This is a genomic window from Corynebacterium sp. UBA2622 (genome assembly GCF_002339505.1).
Classification (GTDB): Bacteria; Actinomycetota; Actinomycetes; order Mycobacteriales; family Mycobacteriaceae; genus Corynebacterium.
The window spans coordinates 175,382-200,000 of record NZ_DDJO01000009.1; the positions used below are offsets into that span (position 1 = coordinate 175,382).

Genomic DNA, 24,619 nt, shown 5'->3' on the forward strand with positions numbered 1-24,619 from the left:
TTAATTCACCTCCGAAATCGCTTCGTAGGCGGCGCGCATCTCGTCGACGGTGGCGTCCTCCAGGCGTGCGCAGAGGCCGAGCTCCTGGAGGACGACGAAGCGAATGCGCCCGTCGCGGTTCTTCTTGTCGTGTGTCATTGCCTCGTAGAGCTCGTCGAAGGCGCCGGGCTCGTAGGTGGTGGGCAGGCCCACCTGCTCGAGGATCTCCCTGTGGAGGGCGAGGAGGGGGGCGTCGATAAGCCCGCGATTGTGCGCGAGGTGCGCGACGAACATCATTCCCACCGCAACCGCGTCGCCGTGGCGCCAGGTGTAGTTCTCCCGGTGCTCGATGGCGTGGGCGAGGGTGTGGCCGTAATTGAGGATCTCGCGCAGGCCGGATTCCTTCAGATCCTGGCCCACGACACCCGCCTTGACCGCAACCGAGCGGGTGACGAGCTCCTCCCAGTGCCGGTCGGCTCCCTCCCGGTAGAGCTCGAGGATGCGCGGATCGGCGATGAAGCCCGTCTTGATCAACTCGGCAGAGCCGGCGATGATCTCCTCCTCGGGCAGAGTATGCAGACGTTCGAGGTCGATGAACACGGCGTCCGGTTCGTGGAAGGCGCCGACCAGATTCTTTCCGGTGGCGGTGTTGATGCCGGTCTTACCGCCGACGGCGGCGTCGACCATCGCGAGGAGAGTGGTGGGGACCTGGATGATCCGGATCCCGCGCATCCAGGTTGCGGCCGCGAAGCCGGCAAGGTCGGTCGCCGCTCCCCCGCCGAGCCCGATGATTACGTCCTGGCGGCCGAAGCCGGCCTCCCCGAGGGCGTCCCAGAGCTGGCTCATCACCTCGACCGTCTTACCCGCCTCGGCGTCGGGGACCGGCAGGAGCAGAACGTCGATGTTCTCGTTCTGGATCTCCTGGGAGATCTGTCGCGCCACGGCCGCCAGCGGGCGCTGGTGGACGATGGCCACCTTCATCGCGCCCATCTGGCGTACGCGCTGTGCGACCTCACCGGTGATGTTGTACCCGATGTGGACGTCGTACGGGCTGGGCCCATTGACCGGCACTACTGCCATCGGCCTTCGCTCCTTGGTTGTCGCTGTGTCGTTGTGCCCACCGGGGGCCGGTTACTCGCCGGGGTTCAGAGTGAGTCGATGATCCCGAGCACCTCCGCCACCACACGCTGGGGAGGCCGGTCATCCGTGCGCACCCGGAAGTCGGACACCTCGCGGTAGTAGGGCTCGCGGCGCGCGAGGAGGTCTCGGTAGTGCTGGATGGGATCGGCGGCGGCGAGCACGGGCCGCGTCGTCTCGTTGGCGGTGCGGCGCGCGCCCTCCTCGGCGCTGACATCGACCCACACCACCGTGTGCGGCCGCAGCAGCGCGCGGGTCATCTCGTTGAGCACCGCACCCCCGCCGAGGCTGACGATGCCGCCGGTGGCCAGGGCGCGCGCGACGTATCCCGACTCGAGCTCGCGGAAGCCCTCCTCACCGCGGTCGGTGTAGACATCGCCGCAAGGTTTGCCCTCCCCTTCCTCGATGAGCTGGTCGGAGTCGACCAGGGGGAGGTTCAGGGAGCTCGCCAGACGACGCCCGATGGTCGACTTACCCGCGCCCGGCGGGCCGACGAGGACGACGCGTGGACGGGAGTGCACGACGACATTCTCACCGTCGCCGCCGGCGCACCCGCGGGGCTCCTCAACCAGTGCGTCATGGGTGGTGTGGACGTTCGGGTCAAGCATCCTGTCCTCCGAAAGCCAGCCGCTGGGAAACGTATTCATTGTACGAGGCGAGGTTGCGCCGCACCTCTGCCACGCTGTCGCCGCCGAACTTGGCGGTAACCGCCCGGGCCAGCACGAGCGCTACCATGGCCTCCGCCACCACGCCGCCGGCCGGCACCGCACACACGTCCGAGCGTTGGTGGATCCCGGTCGCGGCCTCGCCGGTGGACATGTCGACGGTCCGCAGGGCACGTGGCACCGTGGAGATCGGTTTCATCGCCGCGCGCACGCGCAGTTGCTCGCCGTTGGTCATGCCACCCTCCAGGCCACCGGCGCGGTTGGTGACGCGGCTGACGCCGGAGTCATCGCACACCATCTCGTCGTGCGCCTCGGAACCGCGGCGGCGGGCTTCCTCGAAACCGTCGCCGACCTCCACGCCCTTCACCGACTGGATACCCATCAGGGCTGCGGCGAGCTGGGCATCGAGACGCTCCTCACAGGAGACGTGCGAACCCAGGCCGACGGGCAGGCCGTCGACCACCACCTCGACAACACCGCCGAGGGTGTCGCCGTCCTTCTTCGCCGCCTCGATGCACGCGACCATCTCGTCCTCGCAGGCGCTGTCGTAGGCGCGTACCGGGGAGGCGTCGATTGCGTCGATGTCCGCGAAGGACGGCGCGGGGCCGGCGTAGGGGCTCGATTTTCCGATGGAGATGACGTGGGAGAACACCTCCACCCCGAGGGTGGCCCGGAGGAAGTTGCGCGCGACGGTGCCGGCGGCGACGCGGGCGGCGGTCTCGCGCGCGGACGAGCGCTCGAGGACCTTCCGGGCGTCGTCAAAGCCGTATTTGACCATGCCGGCGAAGTCGGCGTGCCCCGGGCGGGGCCGGGTCAGCCGGGCACCGCGGCCCGAGGCCATGGCCTTGGCCACCTCGGGGTCATCGGCGTCGAGCGGGTCGGGGGACATGATGGTGGTCCACTTCGGCCACTCGCTGTTGCCGATCTGGATCGCGATCGGGCTGCCCAGGGTTTCCCCGTGCAGAATTCCGGAGAGAAGCGTCAGTTCGTCGGCCTCGAATTTCATGCGGGCACCGCGGCCGTAACCGAGCCGCCGGCGGGCGAGCTGATGGGCGATGTCCCCGGCGGTGACCGGGACTCCGGCAGGCATGTTCTCAACGAGCGCGATGAGCGCTTGGCCGTGGGATTCCCCGGCCGTAGTCCAACGAAGCATGGCGCTTATTGTGTCACAACTGGGCGGGGAAACTACCCATTAGGACGCACAGCCATGCGGCAGCGAGCATCGACGGGCCGTGCGGCGCGCCGCGGGCGCGCAGGACGGCGGCCGCGGCGAGGGTGAGAGCGCTGGACACCCCGACCGCCGCGAGGATGGCCGGCGGGCTCGCGAGCGCGGCCACCGCAACCCCGAGAGGCAGGGAGAGTTTGATGTCGCCTCCCCCTATGCCCCGCCCGACCAGCAGGTAGAGCGCCGGCCAGGCGAGGCCCCACAAGCCTTCGGGCCAGGCGGCGCAGCTGGCCAGCGCCGCCGCACCGGCCGGAAGGGTGAGCGCGTCCGGCAACCGGTGCGAGCGGAGGTCGTAGTGGACCAGCACCGCACTCCAGGCGGCGGCGATTACGCCCGCGGCGCAGGTGAAAAACGAAGCGGACCCCCCGATCAGCATGACCGGGAGTCTAGGCGATCGCGCTAGCGCCCGCCCGCAACCGGCCCGGCGTTGGCTCCGCGCTCTACACCGACGTGCTCCATGAGGGCGCGGCGCATCGCGGCCCGGGGGGCGCAAACCCCGGTGAACTGCTCGAACTGCGCGTATGACTGGGCGGCGAGCATCACCAGCCCGCCGACGGTCCGGTAACCGTTTGCGGCGGCCGCGGTGGCCAGCGGGGTGGGCCAGGGGTCGTAGATCACGTCAAGCACGGGCGCGTGGCCGAGCTCGCGGGCACGGCTCTCCAGAGCGTGCGCCGGAACGGTGGAGACGATCACGTCGGCCCGCATGGCCAGGGCGGCGAGGTCGGCGTCGAAGCCCGCGAACTCTACGTCGGCCCCGCGCAGCAGCGGCCGCACCTCCCCCGAGCGGTCGCTGCGGTTGAGCACGGTGAGCTTGTCGACGCCCCTCTCCCCCAGCGCCCAGAGAGCTGGGCGCGCCGTTCCCCCGGCACCGACGACGAGGGCGGAGGTGATGGGGGCGCTTCCCAGCAGCTCGTCAAGTGCGGCGGAGATGCCTTCGCAATCCGTATTGTCGGCGCGCCAGCCCGAACCCGAGCGCACGAGCGTGTTGGCGGAGCCGATCGCCCGCGCACGCTCCGTCGCCTCGTCGGCGAACTCCAGCGCGGCGAATTTCGCGGGCATGGTCACGGAGAAACCGCGGAAGGTTCCGTCCGCACCGCCCACCACAGCGGGGAGTTGCTCTGCCGTGCACTCGATGCGGGTGTACTCCCAGCCTGAGAGGCCGGCGGCTTCGTAACCCGCGCCGTGGAGCACGGGCGACAGGGAGTGGTCGATGGGAGAGCCGAGCACCGCGGCGCGGCGCGTCACGGTCGTGGGGGTTTCGGCGGTACTCATCGGTTGGAGTCGAGGACCCCCGCCTCCTGGGCCCGGCGGACGTCGTTCTGGTGCTCCTCGAAGGTGTTGTTGAATACGGTTGTGCCGTTGTTGTCCACGGTGACGAAGAACAGCCAGTCACCCTCCGCCGGGTTCTCCATTGCCTCGATGGCCTCCATCGACGGGGAGGCAATCGGGGTCTCGGGAAGACCGTCCTTGGCGTAGGTGTTCCACGGGGTGGGGCGCTTGCGGTCCTCGTCGGTGGTGGCGACCTCGACGGACGGCAACCCGTAGTTGACGGTGGAGTCGAACTCGAGGCGCATCGGGGCCTTCAGGCGGTTGAGGATGACGCGGGCGACCTTGTCGAACTCCCCTGCCGGGGCCTCACGCTCAACGAGCGAGGCCGCAGTGAGCAGCTCATAGGGCGACAGGCCGATCGCCTTCGCGCGGCCCTCGATGTCCGTCGACTGGTACTGCTTGGCCGAGCGGGTGATGATGTCGGTCAGAATCGTCTCCGCGGATGCACCCGGGTCGATGATGTACTCACCCGGGGCGATGAGACCCTCCAGTCGCTTCGGGTCACCCGCGTGCGCGCTGACCTTCTCACGCGCCCACTCGGGAACACCGAGCTTCGCCGGGTCGGCGTTCGCGGCGACGTTGTGCAGGTCCTCCGCGGTGGCGCACCCCTTCGTCGGCTTGTCCCCGCAGGAGACCTGCTGGATCATCGACAGGATGCCCAGGCGTGTCTGCCCGCCCACCACGGAGACGTCCATGAGCGTCGCTCCGCCGTACACCTGCAGCGGGGTGATCTTGTTCGAGGGATCGAGCAGCGCCTGCACGGCGGCGTCGGCGCTCATCTTCTTCTGAAGGCGGTAAAAGCCGGGCTGAATGTTGCTGGAGTTGTTGTTGCCGAGGGCCGCGGACTGGAAGGCGTCGTTCGACTTCACCACTCCCAGCTCCTCCAGCTTCGGGCCGAGCAGCGAGACGTTGGAGCCCTCGGGCACCTCGACGACCTGCTCCTCGCCGTTGCCCTGGCCCTGGAAGTCGCTTCCCCCGCCGGAGCGCGCGACGGCGATCCAGGCGACGAGGCCAACGATGAGCAGAATCGACGTCACAAGCACCGCGGTGCTTCGCGTCCGTCGCTGGCTTTTCGGTCCGGCGGTCACGGTCTTCACATCTCCTTGAGGTAGTTGAGTCTGCCATCGAGCCACGACTGGAGAATCTCCACCGCCGCTGCCTGATCGATGACGCGGCGCCCGGCCTTTTCGGTTACACCGGCGGTACGAAGTGCGTGGGTTGCGGCAACCGTCGTCAGGCGCTCGTCGGCCAACCGCACGGGGACATCGCAGCGCCGCCCGATGCGGAACGCGATCTCCTTTGCGTGCTTCACACTCGACGAGCCGTTGCCCTTGAGGTCACGGGGCAGGCCCACGACAACCTCGACGGCGTTGTACTCGTTGACCAGCTCGACGAGCCGGTCGATGTCCGCACCGTCCCGGTCCTTGAACCCGGTAACCCGGGCGATGGTTTCCACTGGGGTGGCGAGGCGGGCATCCCGGTCGGAGGAGGCGACACCGATGCGCACGGTCCCGACGTCGACACCGAGGCGGCGGCCCGCTCCGGGGTCATCGACGCCCGGGTTGTCGGGCTGCACCTTCATGATCGCGTTGTTCCTCCGGGTCGGACCCTCGGTTCCCGGTGGGAGCGCGAGGGTGACGGTGTAATTGACAAAGACGGTCGGTTACACACGCTAGCCGGTGCGCGGGTCGGGCCCGCGCTCCGGATCGGCGTGTCTCGTATCCGTTTTGTTATATTACCCGCCCATCCCTAGCGGGCGGTCAGTTCCTCCCGGACCGCGCGCAGCGCCGCCTCGATGCCCGCGGGATTCGCACCCGAGCCCTGGGCGAGGTTGGGCTTGCCACCGCCCCGGCCGTCGACGTACCCGCCGATCAGCTTGACCAGCTCACCCGCCTTGATTCCGGCATCGACGGCGGGCTGGGTGGCGGCCACAGCGAAGGGCACCTTGCCGTCAGCGTCCGATGCCAGGGCGATCACTGCGGGTTCGGAGTTGAGCCGCCCGCGCAGATCACCGGCGACGGTGCGCAGGTCGCCCGCGCTCACGCCTCCCGGCAGGTGGAGGGCGATGAGCTTGAAGGCCCCGACGTTCTCGGCCTTGGCCACCAGGTCGGCGGTCTGGCGCATGAGCTGCTGCCGGTGGAGGTCCTCCACGGCCTTTTCCGCGTCGCGGAGACGCTCGGTGAGCTGTGCGATGCGCTCCGGGAGCTGCTCGGTGGGCGTCTTCAGCTCGGTGGCGAGCCCCGAGGCGAGGGCGGCCTCCTTGGAGAAGTAGCGGAAGGAATCCATGCCCGAGTAGGCCTCGATGCGGCGGGCACCGGAGCCGACTGAGGACTCGCCCAGCACGGCGACGGGCCCGATCTGCGAGGAGTGCGAGACGTGGGTGCCGCCGCACAGCTCGATGGAGAACGGGCCGCCGATCTCGACCACTCGCACGCGGTCACCGTAGCTCTCGCCGAACAGGGCCATGGCGCCCATCGCCTTCGCCTCCTCGAGGGAGGTCTCGATGGTGTTGACGGCCAGGTCGGCGTCGACGGCCTGGTTGGTCGCGGTGGCGATGTCGCGCATCTGCTGCTCGGTGAGCTGGTCCGTGTAGTTGAAGTCGAAGCGCAGGTAACCGGGCTTGTTCAGGGAGCCCGCCTGTACGGCGGTCGGGCCGAGCACCTGGCGCAGCGCGGCGTGGATGAGGTGGGTGGCGGTGTGCGCCTGGCGGGCACCGTGACGCCACATGCCGTCCACCTCCGCGGTCACGGTCGAGCCGAGGTCGAGCCCGCCGTTCTGCACCGTCGCCTTGTGCACCCAGAGCTTCTTCCCGATCTTCTGCACGTCGTTGACATCGAGGACCGTGTCGCCCATGACGAGCCGGCCGCGGTCGGCGGTCTGCCCGCCGGACTCGGCGTACATGGGCGTGACGTCGAGGATGACCTCGACCTCGTCACCCTGCTTCGCCTCGGTGACCTTCTCCCCGCCCCGCACGAGACCGAGCACGGTTCCGTCGTGGGTGAGGGTGTCGTAGCCGACGAACTGGGTCGGGGCGTTATCCACCCACTCGCGGTAGAGGGAATCGTCGACGTTTCGGTGCTTTTTGGCCTTGTTGTCGGCCTTGGCGCGCTGGCGCTGGGCGGTCATCTCGGCGTTGAAGGCGTCCATGTCCACCGCGAGGCCGGCCTCGCGCGCCATTTCAAGGGTGAGGTCGATCGGGAACCCGTACGTGTCGTGGAGCTCGAAGGCCCGGTCGCCGGACAGCACAGAGGTGCCGGAGGTCTTCAGCTCGGCGGCGGCCTCGTCGAAGCGGTGCGTTCCGGATTCGAGGGTCTTGAGGAAGGCGCGCTCCTCGGCCATGGCGACGCGGAGGATGCGCTCGCGGTTGTCCTCGATCTCCGGGAAGGACGGCGCCATGGTGTCCATGATGGTGTTCATGAAGGTCTCCAGCACCGTGCCGGTCGCGCCGAGGAGACGGGCCGAGCGCACGATGCGGCGCAGCAGGCGGCGGAGGATGTAACCGCGCCCCTCGTTGGAGGGGGTGACGCCGTCGAGGATGATCATCATGCCGGTGCGGGAGTGGTCGGCGATGACGCGGAAGCGGACGTCGTCGGCGTGGTTTCCGGCGTCGTAACGCGTGCCCGTCAGCTCGACCGCGGCGTCGATCACCGGGCGAAGTAGGTCGGTCTCGTAGACGTTGTCCACGCCCTGGAGCAGGCAGGCGACACGCTCGATGCCCATGCCGGTGTCGATGTTCTTCTGCGGCAGCTCACCGACGATGTCGAAGTTGCCCTTCTTGTCGCCCTCGCCGCGGATGGACTCCATGAACACGAGGTTCCAGATCTCCATGTAGCGGTTGTCGTCGGCGACCGGGCCACCGTCGCGGCCGTACTCGGGGCCGCGGTCGTAGTAGATCTCCGAGCAGGGCCCGCACGGGCCCGGGATGCCCATGGACCAGAAGTTGTCCTCCATGCCCATGCGCTGGATACGCTCCTCGGGCAGGCCGACAACGTCACGCCAGATGGCGGCCGCCTCGTCGTCGTCGAGGAAGACCGTGACCCAGAGGCGCTCCGGGTCCAGGCCGAGGCCGCCGTCGTCGATGGACTTGGTGAGCAACTCCCACGCCAGCGTGATCGCACCCTCCTTGAAATACTGGCCGAAGGAGAAGTTGCCCGCCATCTGGAAGAAGGTGTTGTGGCGGGTGGTCACGCCCACTTCCTCGATGTCGAGGGTGCGCACGCACTTCTGGATCGACGTGGCCTTGCCGCTTTCGAACGGCGGGGTCTGGCGGCCGAGGAAGTACGGCTTGAAGGGCACCATGCCGGCGTTGACGAAGAGGAGGGTGGGGTCATCCAGGATCAGCGAGGCGCTCGGCACCGACGTATGGCCTGCGTTGACGAAGTGCTCGGTGAAGCGCTTGCGGATCTCATGGGTTTGCACGGGGATGGCCTCCGGGGGTGGTCGAGAATTAGTCCGGAACCACTTTACCCCGGGCGTCGGCGCGCGAGATTCCCCGCGGCCTACTTTCCGCGGACCATCCTCCGCAGCCTCCCGATGTAACCCACGATCCGCTTCTCGTTTCCGTGCTCCGTCGGCTCGTAGTACACCGCGTCGTCCAGGCCCTCGGGGATGTAGCGCTGCTCGACCACCCCGCGCGGATCGTCGTGCGGGTAGACGTAGCCGACGGCGCTGCCGATCTTTTTCGCGCCCTCATAGTGGCCGTCGCGCAGGTGCGCGGGGACGGGGCCCGCCTTGCCCGCCCTCACATCCTGCTGAGCGCGGTCGATGGCGCGCACCACGGACGGCGACTTCGGGGCGGTGGCCAGGTGGATCACCGCCTGCGCCAGCGGCAGCCTGCCCTCGGGCATGCCGATGAACTGCACCGCCTGCGCGGCAGCTGCGGCCACCTGCATCGCGGTGGGATCCGCCATCCCGATGTCCTCGGAAGCGTGGATGACCAGGCGGCGGGCGATGAAGCGCGGGTCCTCCCCCGCCTCGATCATCCTGGCCAGGTAGTGCAGGGCGGCATCGACGTCCGAGCCGCGGATCGACTTGATGAAGGCCGAGGTCACGTCGTAGTGCTGGTCCCCGTCGCGGTCGTAGCGCACCACCGCGCGGTTCACGCTCGCGCGCACAACGTCCACGGTGATCGTGCCGCCCTCCCCCACGGCATCCGCCGCCGCCTCGAGGTAGGTCAGCGATCGGCGCGCGTCACCCCCCGCGAGAAGGATGAGCTGGGCGCGTGCTTCTGCATTGAGGGTCACCGCCCCGGCCAGGCCGCGCTCGTCGGAGACCGCCCGATCGAGCACCGCGCCGATGTCGTCGTCGCCCAGCGGTTCGAGCTGCAGCAACAGGGAGCGCGAGAGCAAGGGGGCGACGACGCTAAACGACGGGTTCTCCGTCGTCGCCGCCACCAGCAGCACCGTCCGGTTCTCCACCGCCGCGAGGAGCGCGTCCTGCTGGGTCCTGGAGAAGCGGTGCACCTCATCGATGAACAGCACCGTGCGCTCGCCCCGGGCGAGGTCGCGCCGGGCCTGGTCGATGACCTGGCGGACCTCCTTGACCCCGGAGGACAGGGCGGACAGGGCGACGAAGTTCTGCCCCGTCGTCTGCGCGATGAGCGAGGCGATGGTGGTCTTGCCGGAACCGGGCGGGCCGTAGAGGACCACGGAGGATGCCCCGGACCCCTCGACGAGCCGACGCAGCGGCTTGCCCTCGCCGAGCAGGTGGCCCTGCCCCGCGATCTCTGCCAGGGTGCGCGGGCGCATCCGGGCAGCGAGCGGTGCCGAGGAGCCCGCCTCGAAAAAGGCGGTGCCCCGGTGCCCGGTGGTGGTGTCCGGCGAATCCCCGAAGAGTCCCTCCTGCATCCCGGCCCCTACCGCAGGCGTTCCGCCAGGGAGCCTGCCCAGTCCGCGATGACGAGGTTGGCGCTGTCGCGCCCGAGGGTGGCGTAGCGGGCCAGCGCGTCAAAGGTCTCGTAGAGGTCGCGGCGGACCAGCATTTCGTCGGAGGTGAAGGGTCCGTCGGTGCGGGGCCGGAGGAGGTCGCCGCTGATCTCGAAGCTGCCGTCGGCGCTCACCGCGGCCTCGAGATCGGCGCCCGCCGTGTCGAACTCCGCCGCGAGCTGCGGGTCGGCCTGCCCCATCTCCTCGAGCGCGTTGGCGTTGAGGATGGACACGCTGGACAGGGACCAGCCGATCAGCGCGCCGGTGATGCTCGCGTGCAGCGTGTCCCCGTGCAGGACGCTCGGCCAGGTCGTCTCCACCTCGCGGACCCACGCGTCAATGAACACCTGCGCCTCGTCGTCGCTGATCGTGCGCGCGGCAACGTAGTTGGGGAACCCGCCGACGACAAAGCCCACGTCGAAGGTGACGTCGCGGAAACCGGCCCACTCGTAGTCGAGGAACTGCGTGCGGTCGGCGTAGATGATGTTGTCGGGGGCGAGGTCGAAGGGGGTGAAGGCACGGTTGCCGCCGTGGAGCAGCCTGGCCCGGATGCGCTCCGCGGTTGCCGCCACCTCGGCGGGGATGGCGATGCCGGACTTCTCCAGCATTTCGGCGCCGAGGCGGATGCGGTGCATCAGCAGGTGTTCGCGCAGGTCCTGGACCTGGCGCTGACCCCTCCTGCTGCGCATCATGCGGGCGAAGAGGACGTTGTAGTCGTCCTCCTTGCCCGCCGTGCCCGCGTGCATCCGGCCGAGGGCGGTGCCCAGGTTGCGCAGTATCTGCACCCGTTGGCCGTCGTCCGCGGTGTCCAGGAGCGTCTCCAGGGTGTCCCCGTCGCCGGAGTCGGAAATGATGATGATGCGCTGCGCGGTGTCGTATCCGAGGAGCACCGGTCCGGGGCGGACGTCCTCGCTGAGCGAGGTGGTGAACTGGTAGGCGACGACCTCGCGGAGGAAGGCGGCGTCCTCGAGCACGTCGCCCGTCTCCGGGGACTGCTTCACCACAACGGAGCGGTGCTGCAGGAACGGGTTCGCGGCGACGCGGGCCCGGTAGACGCCGGAGAATCCGGAACCGGGTAGGCGGGTGGCGTCGGTAAGCCTCTGCGTTCCCCCGTAGCGGCGGGTGAGAATATCTTCCGCCAGGGCGATGACGTTGTCCTGCTCCATGAGGTCACTCCTTGCGGGCCGCGTCGGCCCAGATTCCACCCCCATCTTCGCATATCGGCGGCACCGGGGAGGGCGGTTTGCCCGTCCGGTGCCACCCGGGGGAGGTGGGTCGGTGTTAGCCGGCCGCGCCGGCAGCCTCGGCCTCGTTGTCCTTGGCCTCGTCGCCGAGGTTGACCTCGTTGCGCCGCCCGGCTCCGGCACCGGCCTTGCCCGCGGCATCCGCCTTGGGCTTGGCGTCCACACCCGACTCCTTGCGCTGCTCCGGGGTGATGGGGGCCGGCGCGTCGGTGAGCGGGTCGACGCCGCCGCCCGACTTGGGGAAGGCGATGACGTCGCGGATGGAATCGAAGCCGCCGAGCAGCGAGACGATGCGGTCCCACCCGAAGGCGATGCCACCGTGCGGGGGCGCGCCGTAGGAGAAGGCCTCGAGGAGGAACCCGAACTTCTCCTGCGCCTCCTCCTCCGTGATGCCCATGACGTCAAAGACGCGCTCCTGGACCGCGCGGTCGTGGATGCGGATGGAGCCGCCGCCGATCTCGTTGCCGTTGCAGACGATGTCGTAGGCGTAGGCGAGAGCCTCACCGGGCTCTTTGTCGAAGGTATCCAGGAACTCCGGCTTCGGCGAGGTGAACGCGTGGTGCACGGCGGTCCAGGAGGAGTGCCCGAGGGCGACGTCGCCCGAAGCGGTGGCGTCTGCGGCCGGCTCGAACAGCGGCGCGTCGACGACCCAGGTGAAGGCCCAGTCACCCTCCTTGATCAGGTCGAGCTTGCGGGCGATCTCGTTGCGGGCGGCGCCGAGCAGCGCACGGGAGGACTTCGCGTCGCCCGCGGCGAAGAAGATGCAGTCGCCGGGCTTGGCGCCGACGTGGGCGGCGATGCCGGCCTTCTCCTCGTCCGTGATGTTCTTGGCCACGGGCCCGCCGAGCTCGCCGTCCTCCTGGACCAGGATGTACGCCAGGCCCTTGGCGCCGCGCTGCTTCGCCCAGTCCTGCCAGGCGTCGAGCTGCCGGCGCGGCTGGGAGGCCCCGCCCTCCATGACAACGGCGCCGACGTATTCGTTCTGGAACACGCGGAAGGTCGTGTCGCGGAAGAACTCGGTGCAGTCCACGAGCTGGATGTCGAAGCGCAGGTCCGGCTTGTCGGAACCGTACTTCTCCATCGCGTCCTTGTAGGTCATGCGCGGGATGGGGGTGTTGATGTCGTAGCCGATGAGCTTCCACAGCGCGACGAGGATCTCCTCGGCGAGAGCGATGATGTCGTCCTGGTCGACGAAGCTGGCCTCCACATCAAGCTGGGTGAACTCAGGCTGGCGGTCGGCACGGAAGTCCTCGTCGCGGTAGCAGCGCGCGATCTGGAAGTAGCGCTCCATGCCAGCGACCATGAGCAGCTGCTTGAACAGCTGCGGGGACTGCGGCAGGGCGTACCAGGAACCCGGGCGGAGGCGCGCGGGAACGAGGAAGTCGCGGGCGCCCTCGGGCGTGGAGCGGGTCAGGGTCGGGGTCTCCACCTCGACGAAGTCGTGCTTGGTCAACACATCGCGGGCGGCGCGGTTGACGTTGGAGCGCAGGCGCAGGGCGTTGGCCTGGCGCTCGCGGCGCAGATCGAGGTAGCGGTACTTCAGGCGGGTCTCCTCCCCCACCTCGTTGGAGGTGAAGTCCTCGACCTGGAAGGGCAGGGCCGCGGACTTGTTCAGCACCTTCAGCTCGGTCGCGTTCACCTCGATCTCGCCGGAGGCGAGGTTGGGGTTCGCGGAGCCCTCGGGGCGGGGCTCGACCACGCCGGTGACCTGGACGCAGTACTCGCTGCGCAGGTCGTGGGCCGCCTCGGCGACATCGGACTCACGGAACACCACCTGCGCGAGGCCGGAGCGGTCGCGCAGGTCGATGAAGATCACGCCGCCGTGGTCGCGCCGGCGGGACACCCAGCCGGTGAGGGTTACGGTCTGGCCGTCGAGTTCTTTGCGGAGGTCTCCCGCAAGGTGAGTGCGCAGCACGGTATCTTCCACGTCCTTCCACGTGAGGGCAAAAGTTAACGCCAACGAGTCTACCCGGTGCCCCGGACAGGACCCGGACGCGCCCCGGGCCCATCCCGAAGAGGCCCCGGGCTCACCCCGGCTGTGGCTTTCCACAGGCTTCCCGGGTGGTATTCCCCATTTCCCGGGATTCTTTGGCAGACTTTTCCCATGACCTTCAACAGCAATTTCAACCGCGGCGGCGGTGGGCGCGTGACCACCAGCTCCGGCGGTGGCGGCGGGATCGGCGGCATGCCCATCGCGGTGGGCGGCGGCGGCATCGGCACCCTGATCCTGGTTGCCCTGATGTACTTCCTGGGCGGCGGCATCGGAGGCGGCACCGACCAGCCCGCCAACCCCCAGTCCTCGGGCCACATGGGCAACACGGGCGGTTACAACCTTGACCACTGCAACAGCCCCAACGCGGCCAACGAGTACGACGACTGCCGCGTCGAGGCCACCATGTACTCGGTGGACGCCGTCTGGCAGAAGGTTCTGCCGGAGCAGGCCGGTATCGACTACACCCAGCCCGGGATGAACCTGTTCAAGAACAGCGTCACCACCGGGTGCGGCCAGGCGACGGCGTCGACGGGCCCCTTCTACTGCCCGAAGGACACCACTGCCTACCTCGATGTCAGCTTCTTCGAGGAGCTGAACAAGCTGGGCGGCTCCGACGGCCCGCTGGCGCAGGAGTACGCGGTCGCCCACGAGGTGGGCCACCACATCCAGAACCTCGAGGGCACCCTCGGCATGAGCGACTACAACCACCCGGGCGAGGACTCCGCTGCGGTTGCCATCGAGCTGCAGGCGGACTGCTACGCGGGCATCTGGGCCAAGCACGCCTCCGAGGGCCCCGACGCGATGCTCGACCCGATCAGCCAGCAGCAGCTGAGCCAGGCGCTGCAGACGGCCCGCTCGATCGGTGACGACAACATCCAGAAGCGCTCCGGCGGCCAGGTCAACCCCGACGCCTGGACGCACGGTTCGTCCCAGCAGCGCGAGGAGTCCTTCTCCGCCGGTTACAACTCCGGCAAAATGTCCTCCTGCGACTTCCTCAACCGCGGCGCGTACAAGTCCTAGACCCGGATCCGAGACCCCGCGGAACGCGCTTTTCGACGCCCACCCGCACGCCTCCCCGCCCGGGGCGCGCGGGTGGGCGTCGTTTAGCGCGGCGGGCGGAATAGTTGTCACGTCACCATTGTTGTGATCGGTGTACCCCCCGCCCCGCGAGAAAGGACCCGCCGTGCAGTTCGGCGTCATGACCGTCGGCGATGTCACCACCGACCCCACCACCGGCACCACCCCCACCGAAAAGGAGCGCATCGACGCCATCACCGCGATCGCGCTCAAGGCTGAGGAGGTCGGCCTGGATGTCTTCGCCACCGGCGAGCACCACAACCCGCCGTTCGTGCCCTCCTCGCCCACGACCCACCTCGCGTATATCGGTGCGAAGACGAGCCGCATCCTCCTGTCCACCTCGACCACGCTGATCACCACGAACGACCCCGTCCGTCTCGCGGAGGACTACTCCTTCCTGCAGAACCTCGTCGACGGGCGCATGGAACTCATGCTGGGCCGCGGGAACACCGGGCCGGTCTACCCGTGGTTCGGCAAGGACATCCGCCAGGGCATCCCGCTGGCGGTGGAGAACTACCACCTCCTGCGCCGCCTGTGGCGCGAGCGGTCGGTGACCTGGCAGGGGCAGTTCCGCACCCCGCTCAACGGCTTCACCGCCACACCGGCCCCGCTCGAGGGGGTGCCCCCGTTCGTCTGGCACGGCTCCATCCGTTCGCCCCAGATTGCCGAGCAGGCGGCGTTCTACGGCGACGGGTTCTTCCACAACAACATCTTCTGGAACAAGGAGCACACCGCCTCCATGGTGGGGCTCTACCGCCGGCGCTACGAGGCATGGGGCCACGGGCGCGCCGACCAGGCCATCGTGGGCCTCGGGGGCCAGGTGTTCATGGCGGACACGGAGGCGGAGGCGAAGAAATTCTTCCGCCCCTACTTCGACAACGCCCCCGTCTACGGGCACGGCCCCAGTCTCGAGGAGTTCACCGAGGCAACGCCCCTTACCGTGGGCACGCCGGAGATGGTCATCGAGCGCACCATGCAGTTCGCGGACTGGGTGGGTGACTACCAGCGCCAGATGTTCCTCATGGACCACGCGGGGCTTCCGCTGGAGGTGGTTCTGGACCAGATCGAGATCCTGGGCACCCAGGTCGTCCCCGAGCTGCGCCGCCGCATGGAGGCGCGCCGCCCGGACCACGTCCCCTCCGATCCGCCCACCTTTGATACGCTCCTCGCCGCCAAGCGCTCGGGGCGCCCCCTGCCCCACTTCGAGGTCAACCCCGGAAAGGAAGGATAGTGGCCACACTCTTCGTACTCACCGCTGGCTTGTCGACGCCCTCGACCTCGCGCCAGGTGGCCGACACCGTCGCCGAGGCCGTCGCTCGGGCGGCACGCCGGCGCGGCGGGGACATCGCGACCGAGACCGTCGAACTGCGCGAGCTGGCGACCGACCTCGCCCACGCCACCACCACCGGCACCTCCGCCCCGCGGCTCGACGAGGTGCGGCGCAGGCTCTCCTCCGCCGATGCCCTGGTGGCCGTCACCCCGGTGTTCAAAGCCAGCTACAGCGGGCTGTTCAAGATGTTCTTCGACGTTCTCGACGCCGACGCTCTCAACGCCATGCCCACCATCATCGCCGCCACGGCCGGCACCGCCCGGCACTCCCTGGTCACCGAGTACGCTCTGCGGCCCCTTCTGACCTTCATGCGGGCCGTCGTGGTCCCCACCGCGCTCTTCGCCGCCACGGGAGACTTCGGCGGGCCCGGCAGCGCGGAGTTCTCCGCCCGGGTGGAGCGCGCCGCCACCGAGCTGGCGGAGCTCCTCTTTCCCGCGCAGGCCGACCGTGCCGGCGGCGGAGGGGGTGCCGCCGGTGCCCGGCCCCGCAAGACGGGTCTCGACGTGACCGAGGACTTCGTGCCCTTCGACCAGCTTCTCGACGGCCGCACCGGCACATCGTAAGAGGCCCGGCGCGAAGCGGCCTTGAGTGACCGCCCCCTGATGTAGCATCGCCCCATGTCTCAAAACACCGTTAGCGTTGTCGATCTGTTCAGCATCGGTATCGGTCCATCCTCTTCGCACACCGTCGGGCCCATGCGCGCCGCGATGGAATTCGCGGACAGGCTCACCCGCGACACCGGTGCTCTCCCCGCCCGCATCCGGGTGGAGCTGCGCGGCTCGCTCGCGGCCACCGGTGTCGGCCACGGCACCGACCGCGCCGTCCTGCTCGGACTCGTCGGGTGGACTCCCCTGACCACCTCCCCGGACGTGGCCCCGGTGCCCGGGGAGGAGGTTCCCCCGCGAGGGGTGATCGAGGGCCCCGACGGCGCCGTGGAGTACGAGGTGGTGCTGGACCCCACCCCGGTTGCGGAGCACCCCAACTGCCTCATCTTCGACGCCTGGGATGCCGCAGGGCAGCCTGTGGCGGAGCGCGTGGAGTACTTCTCCGTCGGTGGCGGGTTCATCCTCGACCGCGCCGGGATGGAGGCCAAGGCCGGGGAGTCCGGCATCACCACGACGCACGAGCGTCCGGTGATCCCCTTCGAGTTCCACAGCGGAAAGACCCTCATGCGCCTGTGCGAGGAAAACGGCATGACGGTCGCCGAGATCATGCGCGCCAACGAGGAGGCGCTGCACGGTTGGGATGTCGTTCGCGACCACCTTGACCGGGTGTGGGACGTGATGCAGGAGTGCGTCTCCCACGGCCTGAAGACGGAGGGCACGCTCCCCGGCGGGCTGAACGTCACCCGCCGTGCCCCGCGCCTCTACCGCCTGCTCACGGCGGAATACCAGGAGTCCACGGCGCGGGGGTTGGACGCGATGGAGTGGGTCAACCTCTACGCGCTGGCTGTCAACGAGGAAAATGCCGCGCACGGCCAGGTTGTCACCGCCCCCACCAACGGGGCCGCCGGCATCATCCCGGCCGTGATGCACTACTGCCGGGACTTCACCGACGATTTCACGGTCGAGCGCGCGCGGGAGTTCCTCCTCACCGCCGGGGCGATCGGGGTGATCATCAAGACCAACGCATCCATCTCCGGTGCCGAGGTCGGCTGCCAGGGCGAGGTCGGCTCGGCCTCGTCGATGGCTGCAGCCGGGATGTGCGCGATCCTCGGCGGCACGCCCCAGCAGGTGGAGAACGCCGCCGAAATCGCCCTCGAGCACAACCTCGGCCTGACGTGCGACCCGGTCGGCGGCCTCGTGCAGGTGCCGTGCATCGAGCGCAACGCGATCGGCGGGGTCAAGGCCATCAACGCCGCGCGCCTGGCCAAGCTTGGCGACGGCACGAACATCGTGACCCTCGACGACGTCGTGGAGACCATGGCGGCCACCGGGCGCGACATGATGACCAAGTACAAGGAGACCTCGATGGGCGGGCTAGCCGTCCAGCTCGGCCTGCCCGTCAACATCACCGAGTGTTAGCGGTGCCCTAGCCCCGCAGGGCGGTCACGGCGCCGATGACGGCCTCGACGTTGAGCGCGACATCGACCTGGGAGTGGTCGGCGAGGTTCTTCACCGCAACCTGCCCCGCCTCGAGCTCGCGCTCGCCGAGAACCAGGGCGTACTTCGCGCCTGCGCGGTCCGCTCCCTTCATGGCGCCCTTGAGTCCGCGCCCGCCGTACGACATGTCGGCGGAAATCCCGGACGCGCGGAGGGCGTCGACAAGCAGGCTCATGCGCTTTCCCGCCGCCTCGCCGATGGCGACACCGAAGACGTCCACGCGCCTGTCGACGCCCTCCAGCTGCACGCCCTCAGCCTCGAGGGCTAGGACGGTGCGGTCGACGCCCAGGCCGAAGCCGATGCCGGAGAGGTCCTGGCCGCCGATCTGCGCCATCAGGCCGTCGTAGCGTCCGCCGCCGCCGATGCCGGACTGCGCGCCGAGGCCGTCGTGGACGAACTCGAAGGTGGTCTTGGTGTAGTAGTCCAGGCCGCGGACCATTCGGGGGTTGATCACGTAGGGCACACGCAGGTCGTCCAGGGTGCCGGTGACCGTCTCGAAGTGCTCCCGCGATTCGGCCGAGAGGTGGTCGAGCATGAGCGGGGCTTCCTCGAGCATCTCGCGGACCTCGGGGCGCTTGTCATCGAGGACGCGCAGCGGGTTGAGCCGGGCGCGGGTGCGGGTCTCCTCGTCCAGGGGCAGCGAGAAGAGGAACTCCTGCAGCTTCTCGCGGTACTGCGGGCGGCAGGTGGCGTCGCCCAGGCTGGTCAGCTCGAGGCGGAAGCCGGTGAGGCCCACGCTGCGGTAGCAGCGGTCGGCCAGGGCGATGATCTCGGCGTCGAGGAGGGGGTCGTCGACCCCGATGGCCTCGACCCCGACCTGTTGGAGCTGGCGGTAACGGCCGGCCTGGGGCCGCTCGTAGCGGAAGAACGGCCCGTAGTAGTTGAGTTTGACGGGCAGGTATCCGCGGTCGAGGTTGTGCTCGATCACCGCGCGCATCACGCCCGCGGTGCCCTCGGGGCGCAGGGTCACCGAGCGGTCGCCGCGGTCGGCGAAGGTGTACATCTCCTTGGAGACGATGTCGGTGGACTCGCCCACCCCGCGGGCGAAGAGGTTGGTGTCCTCGAAGACGGGCAGCTCGATGTGCTGGTAGCCGGCAAGGTGCGCCTGGCGGGCGAACTCGTCGCGCACGCGGATGAAGGTGGCGGATACCGGCGGGACGTAGTCCGGCACGCCCTTCGGCGCGCTGAGGGTGGTGAGCTTGCCTGTCTTCGTGGTTTCGGTCATGGAACGCAAGTCTAGCGCCCGCGTTGTCCATGGTCCCGGTCCGCGTCGGGCCCTGGTCCCGTCAGCGTCCGGCGTTTGCCGCCCGGAGGAACGGGTTGGTGGCCCGCTCGTGCTCCATAGTCGTGGTGGGCCCGTGGCCGGGAAGGACGGCGAAGGAGTCCGGGATCTCCCACACCGGCCCGCGGAGGCTGTCCTGCATCGCGGCGTCATCTGAGTACGGCAGGTCCGTCCTGCCGATGGAACCGCGGAAGAGAACGTCGCCGGACAGGACGAAACCGTCGCCCAGGTAGAGGGTGCTGCCGGGCGAGTGGCCCGGGGCGTGGCGCACCGCGAACTCCAGGCCGGCCACGGTTAGCGTCTCACCGTCGTGGACGTGGTGGATATCCTCGATCGGCTCCATGTGTTCCACGTCGAAGGGCAGCCGGAGGCGCGCGGTGATACCCTCGCCCGCGTCGAGCATGAATTCGTCGTCGGGGTGAATGAAGGTCCGCAGCCCAAACTTTCCGGCGTCGCGGGTGTGGTCGATGTGGCCGTGGGTGAGAACCACCGCCTCCAGCCGCGCCCCCTCCGCCCGCACGGCCTCGACGACGCGGTCATGAGCGCCCAGGCTGGGGTCGACGACGAACGCGGGGTGGAGGCCGTCGCCCCCGGTGACCGCGTCGTTGACGACGATGTAGCAGTTCGTCTGGAACGGACCGGCGGCGAAACCCGTGATTTTCATGCCCACCACCGTAGCGCCCCGCCGCACCGCCGGGGGCGGGCCCGGGGCGGCTGCTAGGCTCATATGCCGCAGACGGCCCGCCCCTTCGGAGGGTCGAGACACCGGACAAGCGAGGTTACCCACCGTGGCAAGCAACGAGCAGCGGGGCAAGGACGCCCTGAAGAATCTTGAGCGCGAGCTCAACTCCCGCGACCGCAAGGAAAAGCGAGGCCCGTGGGGCATCGCCGCCCTCTCGGCGGTCGTCATCCTCGGCATCGGCAGCGGGATCTACGCGCTCGCCAACCACAATGACGCGGACACGTCCACCTCGGCGGAGGAGAGTGCGTCGACAAGCTCCTCGCCCTCGCCCATCGACGCCGAGCCCCTCTCCCTGACCCGCGCGAAGGCGCTGCCGGAGACGGTAACGTGCTCCTACCCCAGGGGCGATGCCGGCCAGTCCAAGGATGTGGGCACTCCGCCGACCGACAGCGTCTCAGCGCGCGGGACCGTCACCGTGAACCTGGACACCTCCGCCGGGCCGATCGGCATGGAACTCGACCGCTCCGTCTCCCCGTGCACGGTCAACTCCATCGAGTACCTCGCGAAGAAGGACTACTTCAACGACACCGTGTGCCACCGCCTGACCACAAGCGAAGGCCTGAAGGTCCTGCAGTGCGGTGACCCGACCGGGTCCGGCTCCGGCGGCCCGGGTTTCACCTTCGCCAACGAGTACCCCACCGACGAAGCCCTGGAGAAGGTGGACACCTCCCAGATCCCCGAGGGCACCCCGGCCGACCAGGCCGAGCAGATGAAGGGTCAGCTCCTGCAGTCCCCGCCGCCCGTGAAGTACGGCCGCGGCACCATCGCGATGGCCAACGCCGGGCTGGGCACCAACGGCTCGCAGTTCTTCCTCAACTACGGTGACTCGACCCTGCCGCCGATGTACACGTACTTCGGCAAGATCGACGACAAGGGCCTGGACACCCTGGACAAAATCGCCGAGAAGGGTGCCGAGGGCGGAAAATCCGACGGCAAGCCCGCCGAGGAGGTCAAGATCGAGGCCGCGACTGTCGCCGGCTAGGACGGTTAGCTTTAAAGGATGGACCGGGGTTGGCCCGCGGGGGTAAAGCTGCGCGGGTTGACCGGCGGACACGGAGTGATTACCAGAAGATTGCCAGTGGTTCGTTAAGAAACTATTGCGCTGTCCAAAGTTGCCCGCTAGTGTTGAGCCCGCTATATCGGCGTCCCTCTCAGATTGGAATACACATGAAGCTTCGCAAGGGTTTTATCGCTGCCGCCACCGCCGCAGCCATGGTCACCGGTGGCATGGCCGCCGCCCCGGCTCAGGCTGAGCCCACCACCCTCGTTCTCGCGGCAGGCGATGCCAAGGATGCCCCGACGGACTCTGGTTCCTCGAACCTCGACTTTGGCTCCTCGCTCGGCAACATGGATGACAAGGCCTTGGGCCAGGCTGGGAAGATCATCACCATTCTCAGCGGTCTCGTCGGCCTCATTGCCGGCATTGCGGGCATCGTGACCAAGTACTTCATGAAGTAGGACTCCGTCGCGGAGTATTCCGAAACCGCCCCGAGGATCTCCTCAGGGCGGTTTTCGCTGCCCCGGGCAGCTGCCGAGGGTCCAGACGACCAAAACTAAAGGGCCAAAACCCCAGGTGGCAAAATCGGTGTAAAATCCGGCCCGGGGTTTTGGTCCTTTAGTTTTGGCCCTCTGGTTCTGGCACCGTGGCAACCGCACCAACAACCGGGCGCGGCACCCACCTACGAGGTGACCCGGTAGATGTCGAAGATCCCCTCGATGTTGCGCACCTGGTTCATCAGGGCACCGAGCTGCTTGGTGTCGGAGACCCCCACCGTGAAGCGAACGTCCGCAATGTGGTCGTCACTGATCCGGCAGCTCAGCGAGATGATCGGCAGCTTCTGCTCCGAGAGCGCCCCGGTCAGGTCGGCGAGCAGCCCCTGCCGGTCCAAGGCCTCCACGTTGAGGGTCGCCATGGTGGCGCCGCCTGCGGAGGAGGCGTCGGCCCAGGAGACGTCGATAAGCCTCTCGGGCTCGTCGCGCAGCTTGGCGGCGTTCGTGCAGTCCGTGCGGTGGACCGACACTCCCCCGCCGCGGGTGACGAAGCCGAAGATCTCGTCACCCGGCACGGGTTGGCAGCACTTGGCCAGCTTGGCCATCACGTCCGGGCTGCCCTGAACCAGGATCCCGGGGCCCGGCCCCCGCATGACGGGCTTGACGAGCTCCGACATCGGCGTGCGCGCCGTGAGGGCGTCGACGGCGTCGCCCTCGTCGCCGAACAGGTCGGTGAGAAGCTTCGCGACGTGCTTGGCGGAGACGTTTCCGGCACCGATGGCCGTGTAGAGGGCATCGACGTCCGGGTAGTGTAACTGGCCCGCCACCTGGCGCATGGAATCAGCGGTGAAGAGCCGGTGCATCGGAAGCCCGCCGCGCTGCACCTCGGCCGCCAGCGCGTCTCGGCCGGCCTCCAGGTGCTCCTCGCGGCGTTCCTTGGCGAACCACTGGCGGATCTTGCTCTTCGCCCGCGGAGAGACGACGAACTCCTGCCAGTCTCGCGAGGGCCCGGCGTTCTCGTCCTTGGAGGTGAACACCTCCACCTTGTCACCGGACTTGAGCTCCGACTCGAGCGCGACGAGCTTGCCGTTGACCTTCGCGCCGATGCACCGGTGCCCCACCTCGGTGTGCACGGCGTAGGCGAAGTCGACGGGGGTCGAGCCGGCGGGCAGGTTAACCACGTCGCCCTTCGGGGTGAAGGCGAAGATCTGCTGGCTGGTGAGGTCGTAGCGGAGGGAATCGAGGAACTCGTTGGGGTCCGCCGCCTCCTTCTGCCAGTCGAGGAGCTGGCGCATCCACGCCATCTGGTCCACCTCGGCCGGATCACCCTTGTGGGAGCCCTTGGACTCCTTGTAGCGCCAGTGCGCGGCGACGCCGAACTCGGCGTTGTAGTGCATCTCGTGGGTGCGCACCTGCACCTCCAGGGCGCGGCCGCTGTCCGTCATCACCGTGGTGTGCAGTGACTGGTACACGCCGAAACGCGGGTTGGAGATGTAGTCCTTGAACCGCCCCGGCAGCGCCGAATAAAGGGAGTGCACCACGCCGATCGCGGCGTAGCAGTCGTGGACATTGTCCACCAAGACGCGCAGGCCCACCAGGTCGAAGATCTCGTTGAACTCGTGGCCGCGCACCACCATCTTCTGGTAGATCGACCAGTAATGCTTAGGCCGGCCCATCACCTCGGCGCTGATGTTGTTGGCCCGCAGCTCCGCTTCCAGCTGGGCGGTGATCTCCTTCAGGGCCCGGTCGCGGGAGGGGGCGCGGTCGGCGACGAGCCGAACGATCTCTTCGTACTTCTTCGGGTAGAGGATGGCGAAGGCGAGGTCCTCCAACTCCCACTTCACGCTGGCCATGCCCAGGCGGTGCGCGAGCGGGGCGATCACGTCGAGGGTCTCCCGAGCCTTCTTTGCCTGCTTCTCGGGCGGCAGGAACCGCATCGTGCGCATGTTGTGCAGCCGGTCGGCGACCTTGATCACCAGCACGCGCGGGTCCTCGGCCATCGCGACGATCATCTTGCGGATGGTCTCGGCCTCGGCCGCGGCGCCCAGGTCGACCTTGTCCAGTTTGGTCACGCCGTCGACAAGCCGCGCCACCTCGGGCCCGAAGTCCCGGGTGAGGTCGTCGAGGGAGTAGTCGGTGTCCTCTACCGTGTCGTGCAGCAGCGCCGCGACGAGCGTGGTGGTGTCCATGCCGATCTCGCCGCAGATGGTGGCCACGGCCAACGGGTGGGTGATGTAGGGGTCACCGGACTTGCGGAACACGCCCTCGTGGAGCTTCTCCGCGGTGTCGTACGCGCGGTTGAGCACCTCCACATCCGCCTTGGGGTGGTAGGCGCGGTGGATGGACAGCAGGGGGTCCAGGACCGGGTTTACCTTGGCCCGTCCCCCCGTCAGCGACCGCGCCAGGCGGGCGGAGACGCTGCGCACGCTCGAGCCCGACCGCTTCACCGCTCTATCGTTTGCCATCGGGTGCCCTTCCGTGTGCTCTAACGGCGTGTTCTGGGTGCTTCTACCGGCGCGCGCCGGTACCGCGGCCCGGGTTGTTGAGGACCACCACGGGCGCCCCACCGAGTTTGTCGCGGCCACCCAGGCCCTCGACCTCGAGGACCACAACGTATCCCACGACGCTACCACCGGCGCGCTCGATGAGATCCGTCGCCGCCACCAGGGTTCCACCGGTGGCCAGCACGTCATCGACGAGGACGATCCGGCGGCCCTTGAGGTCCACGCCGTCGGCGGGAATCTCCAGCGCGGCGGTGCTGTACTCGGTGTCGTACTCCTGGGTCAGCACCGGCGGAGGCAGCTTGCCCTTCTTACGGATGGCCAGGATGCCCAGGCCCAGCTCGTAGGCCACGGCGGAACCGAGGAGGAAGCCGCGGGCGTCGAGTCCGCCGATGATGTCGGCGCCCAGGGCGCGACTCTCCTCCGCCAGCTCGCGGACGACTGCGCGCAGGGCGGGGCCGTCGGCAAGCACGGGCGTCAGGTCCTCGAAGACAACACCCTTTTCCGGGAAGTCGGGAACCCGGCGGATCTTGTCCGCGATGGCCTCGGCGGCCGAGGCGTACGCCCTCTCGCTGGCGTCAGGATGGTGGGACACGGG

General features: G+C 68.6%; 21 protein-coding genes. 6 read left to right on the forward strand and 15 right to left on the reverse strand.

The window, feature by feature from the left end:
* The 11 genes from aroB to aspS form a co-directional block, all read right to left on the reverse strand.
* Positions 1 to 1,059 (reverse strand): 3-dehydroquinate synthase, encoded by a 1,059-nt coding sequence (gene aroB / locus B3611_RS03470; RefSeq protein ID WP_291313677.1) that lies wholly within the window; start codon positions 1,057 to 1,059, stop codon positions 1 to 3.
* 65 nt (positions 1,060 to 1,124) lie between these two features.
* Positions 1,125 to 1,724 (reverse strand): shikimate kinase, encoded by a 600-nt coding sequence (locus tag B3611_RS03475; protein WP_291313678.1) that lies wholly within the window; start codon positions 1,722 to 1,724, stop codon positions 1,125 to 1,127.
* Complete coding sequence (gene aroC / locus B3611_RS03480) at positions 1,717 to 2,934, reverse strand: chorismate synthase (RefSeq protein ID WP_291313679.1); 1,218 nt, start codon at positions 2,932 to 2,934, stop codon at positions 1,717 to 1,719. Before aroC ends, B3611_RS03475 begins: the two co-directional genes overlap by 8 nt.
* 13 nt (positions 2,935 to 2,947) lie before the next feature.
* Positions 2,948 to 3,382 (reverse strand): prepilin peptidase, encoded by a 435-nt coding sequence (locus B3611_RS03485; protein ID WP_291313680.1) that lies wholly within the window; start codon positions 3,380 to 3,382, stop codon positions 2,948 to 2,950.
* A 23-nt stretch (positions 3,383 to 3,405) separates the two neighbouring features.
* Complete coding sequence (locus B3611_RS03490) at positions 3,406 to 4,278, reverse strand: shikimate dehydrogenase (protein ID WP_291313681.1); 873 nt, start codon at positions 4,276 to 4,278, stop codon at positions 3,406 to 3,408.
* Positions 4,275 to 5,423, reverse strand: coding sequence for an endolytic transglycosylase MltG (gene mltG / locus B3611_RS03495; protein ID WP_291313808.1), 1,149 nt, complete (start codon positions 5,421 to 5,423; stop codon positions 4,275 to 4,277). Before mltG ends, B3611_RS03490 begins: the two co-directional genes overlap by 4 nt.
* A 5-nt stretch (positions 5,424 to 5,428) precedes the next feature.
* A complete protein-coding gene (ruvX, locus tag B3611_RS03500) occupies positions 5,429 to 5,917 on the reverse strand; it encodes a Holliday junction resolvase RuvX (protein ID WP_291313682.1) in 489 nt (162 codons plus the stop codon).
* A gap of 167 nt (positions 5,918 to 6,084) precedes the next feature.
* A complete protein-coding gene (gene alaS, locus B3611_RS03505) occupies positions 6,085 to 8,754 on the reverse strand; it encodes an alanine--tRNA ligase (RefSeq protein WP_291313683.1) in 2,670 nt (889 codons plus the stop codon).
* Between the two features lie 80 nt (positions 8,755 to 8,834).
* Positions 8,835 to 10,181 carry a replication-associated recombination protein A gene (locus B3611_RS03510; RefSeq protein ID WP_291313684.1) on the reverse strand — a complete coding sequence of 449 codons (1,347 nt, stop codon included), beginning with the start codon at positions 10,179 to 10,181 and terminating at the stop codon, positions 8,835 to 8,837.
* Between the two features lie 8 nt (positions 10,182 to 10,189).
* Positions 10,190 to 11,425, reverse strand: a complete 1,236-nt coding sequence (locus B3611_RS03515) for a phosphotransferase family protein (RefSeq protein WP_291313685.1) — start codon at positions 11,423 to 11,425, stop codon at positions 10,190 to 10,192.
* 115 nt (positions 11,426 to 11,540) lie between these two features.
* Positions 11,541 to 13,418: an aspartate--tRNA ligase gene (aspS, locus tag B3611_RS03520; RefSeq protein WP_291313686.1), complete on the reverse strand. Its 1,878-nt coding sequence runs from the start codon at positions 13,416 to 13,418 to the stop codon at positions 11,541 to 11,543.
* Positions 13,419 to 13,607: 189 nt separating this feature from the next.
* Between aspS and B3611_RS03525 the strand changes: the two genes are divergently transcribed.
* The 4 genes from B3611_RS03525 (at position 13,608) to B3611_RS03540 (ending at position 17,927) form a co-directional block, all read left to right on the forward strand.
* On the forward strand, positions 13,608 to 14,516 hold the full coding sequence (locus tag B3611_RS03525) for a neutral zinc metallopeptidase (RefSeq protein WP_291313687.1): 909 nt from the start codon (positions 13,608 to 13,610) through the stop codon (positions 14,514 to 14,516).
* Between the two features lie 163 nt (positions 14,517 to 14,679).
* Complete coding sequence (locus tag B3611_RS03530) at positions 14,680 to 15,804, forward strand: CE1758 family FMN-dependent luciferase-like monooxygenase (RefSeq protein ID WP_291313688.1); 1,125 nt, start codon at positions 14,680 to 14,682, stop codon at positions 15,802 to 15,804.
* Positions 15,804 to 16,466, forward strand: coding sequence for a CE1759 family FMN reductase (locus B3611_RS03535; protein WP_291313689.1), 663 nt, complete (start codon positions 15,804 to 15,806; stop codon positions 16,464 to 16,466). Before B3611_RS03530 ends, B3611_RS03535 begins: the two co-directional genes overlap by 1 nt.
* A gap of 54 nt (positions 16,467 to 16,520) precedes the next feature.
* A complete protein-coding gene (locus tag B3611_RS03540) occupies positions 16,521 to 17,927 on the forward strand; it encodes an L-serine ammonia-lyase (RefSeq protein WP_291313690.1) in 1,407 nt (468 codons plus the stop codon).
* A 7-nt stretch (positions 17,928 to 17,934) separates the two neighbouring features.
* Here B3611_RS03540 and hisS read toward each other — a convergent pair whose 3' ends face one another.
* Both hisS and B3611_RS03550 read right to left on the reverse strand, forming a co-directional pair.
* Positions 17,935 to 19,230, reverse strand: coding sequence for a histidine--tRNA ligase (gene hisS / locus B3611_RS03545; RefSeq protein WP_291313691.1), 1,296 nt, complete (start codon positions 19,228 to 19,230; stop codon positions 17,935 to 17,937).
* Between the two features lie 61 nt (positions 19,231 to 19,291).
* Positions 19,292 to 19,951 carry an MBL fold metallo-hydrolase gene (locus B3611_RS03550; protein ID WP_291313692.1) on the reverse strand — a complete coding sequence of 220 codons (660 nt, stop codon included), beginning with the start codon at positions 19,949 to 19,951 and terminating at the stop codon, positions 19,292 to 19,294.
* A 124-nt stretch (positions 19,952 to 20,075) separates the two neighbouring features.
* Between B3611_RS03550 and B3611_RS03555 the strand changes: the two genes are divergently transcribed.
* Positions 20,076 to 21,011, forward strand: coding sequence for a peptidylprolyl isomerase (locus B3611_RS03555; protein WP_291313693.1), 936 nt, complete (start codon positions 20,076 to 20,078; stop codon positions 21,009 to 21,011).
* Positions 21,012 to 21,196: 185 nt separating this feature from the next.
* Complete coding sequence (locus B3611_RS03560; RefSeq protein ID WP_291313694.1) at positions 21,197 to 21,487, forward strand: hypothetical protein; 291 nt, start codon at positions 21,197 to 21,199, stop codon at positions 21,485 to 21,487.
* Positions 21,488 to 21,708: 221 nt separating this feature from the next.
* Here B3611_RS03560 and B3611_RS03565 read toward each other — a convergent pair whose 3' ends face one another.
* The gene (locus B3611_RS03565; RefSeq protein WP_291313695.1) at positions 21,709 to 23,985 is read right to left on the reverse strand and encodes a RelA/SpoT family protein; all 2,277 of its coding nucleotides are present in this window, start codon (positions 23,983 to 23,985) and stop codon (positions 21,709 to 21,711) included.
* 43 nt (positions 23,986 to 24,028) lie between these two features.
* The gene (locus B3611_RS03570) at positions 24,029 to 24,616 is read right to left on the reverse strand and encodes an adenine phosphoribosyltransferase (RefSeq protein WP_291313696.1); all 588 of its coding nucleotides are present in this window, start codon (positions 24,614 to 24,616) and stop codon (positions 24,029 to 24,031) included.
* Between the last annotated feature and the right edge of the window lie 3 nt (positions 24,617 to 24,619).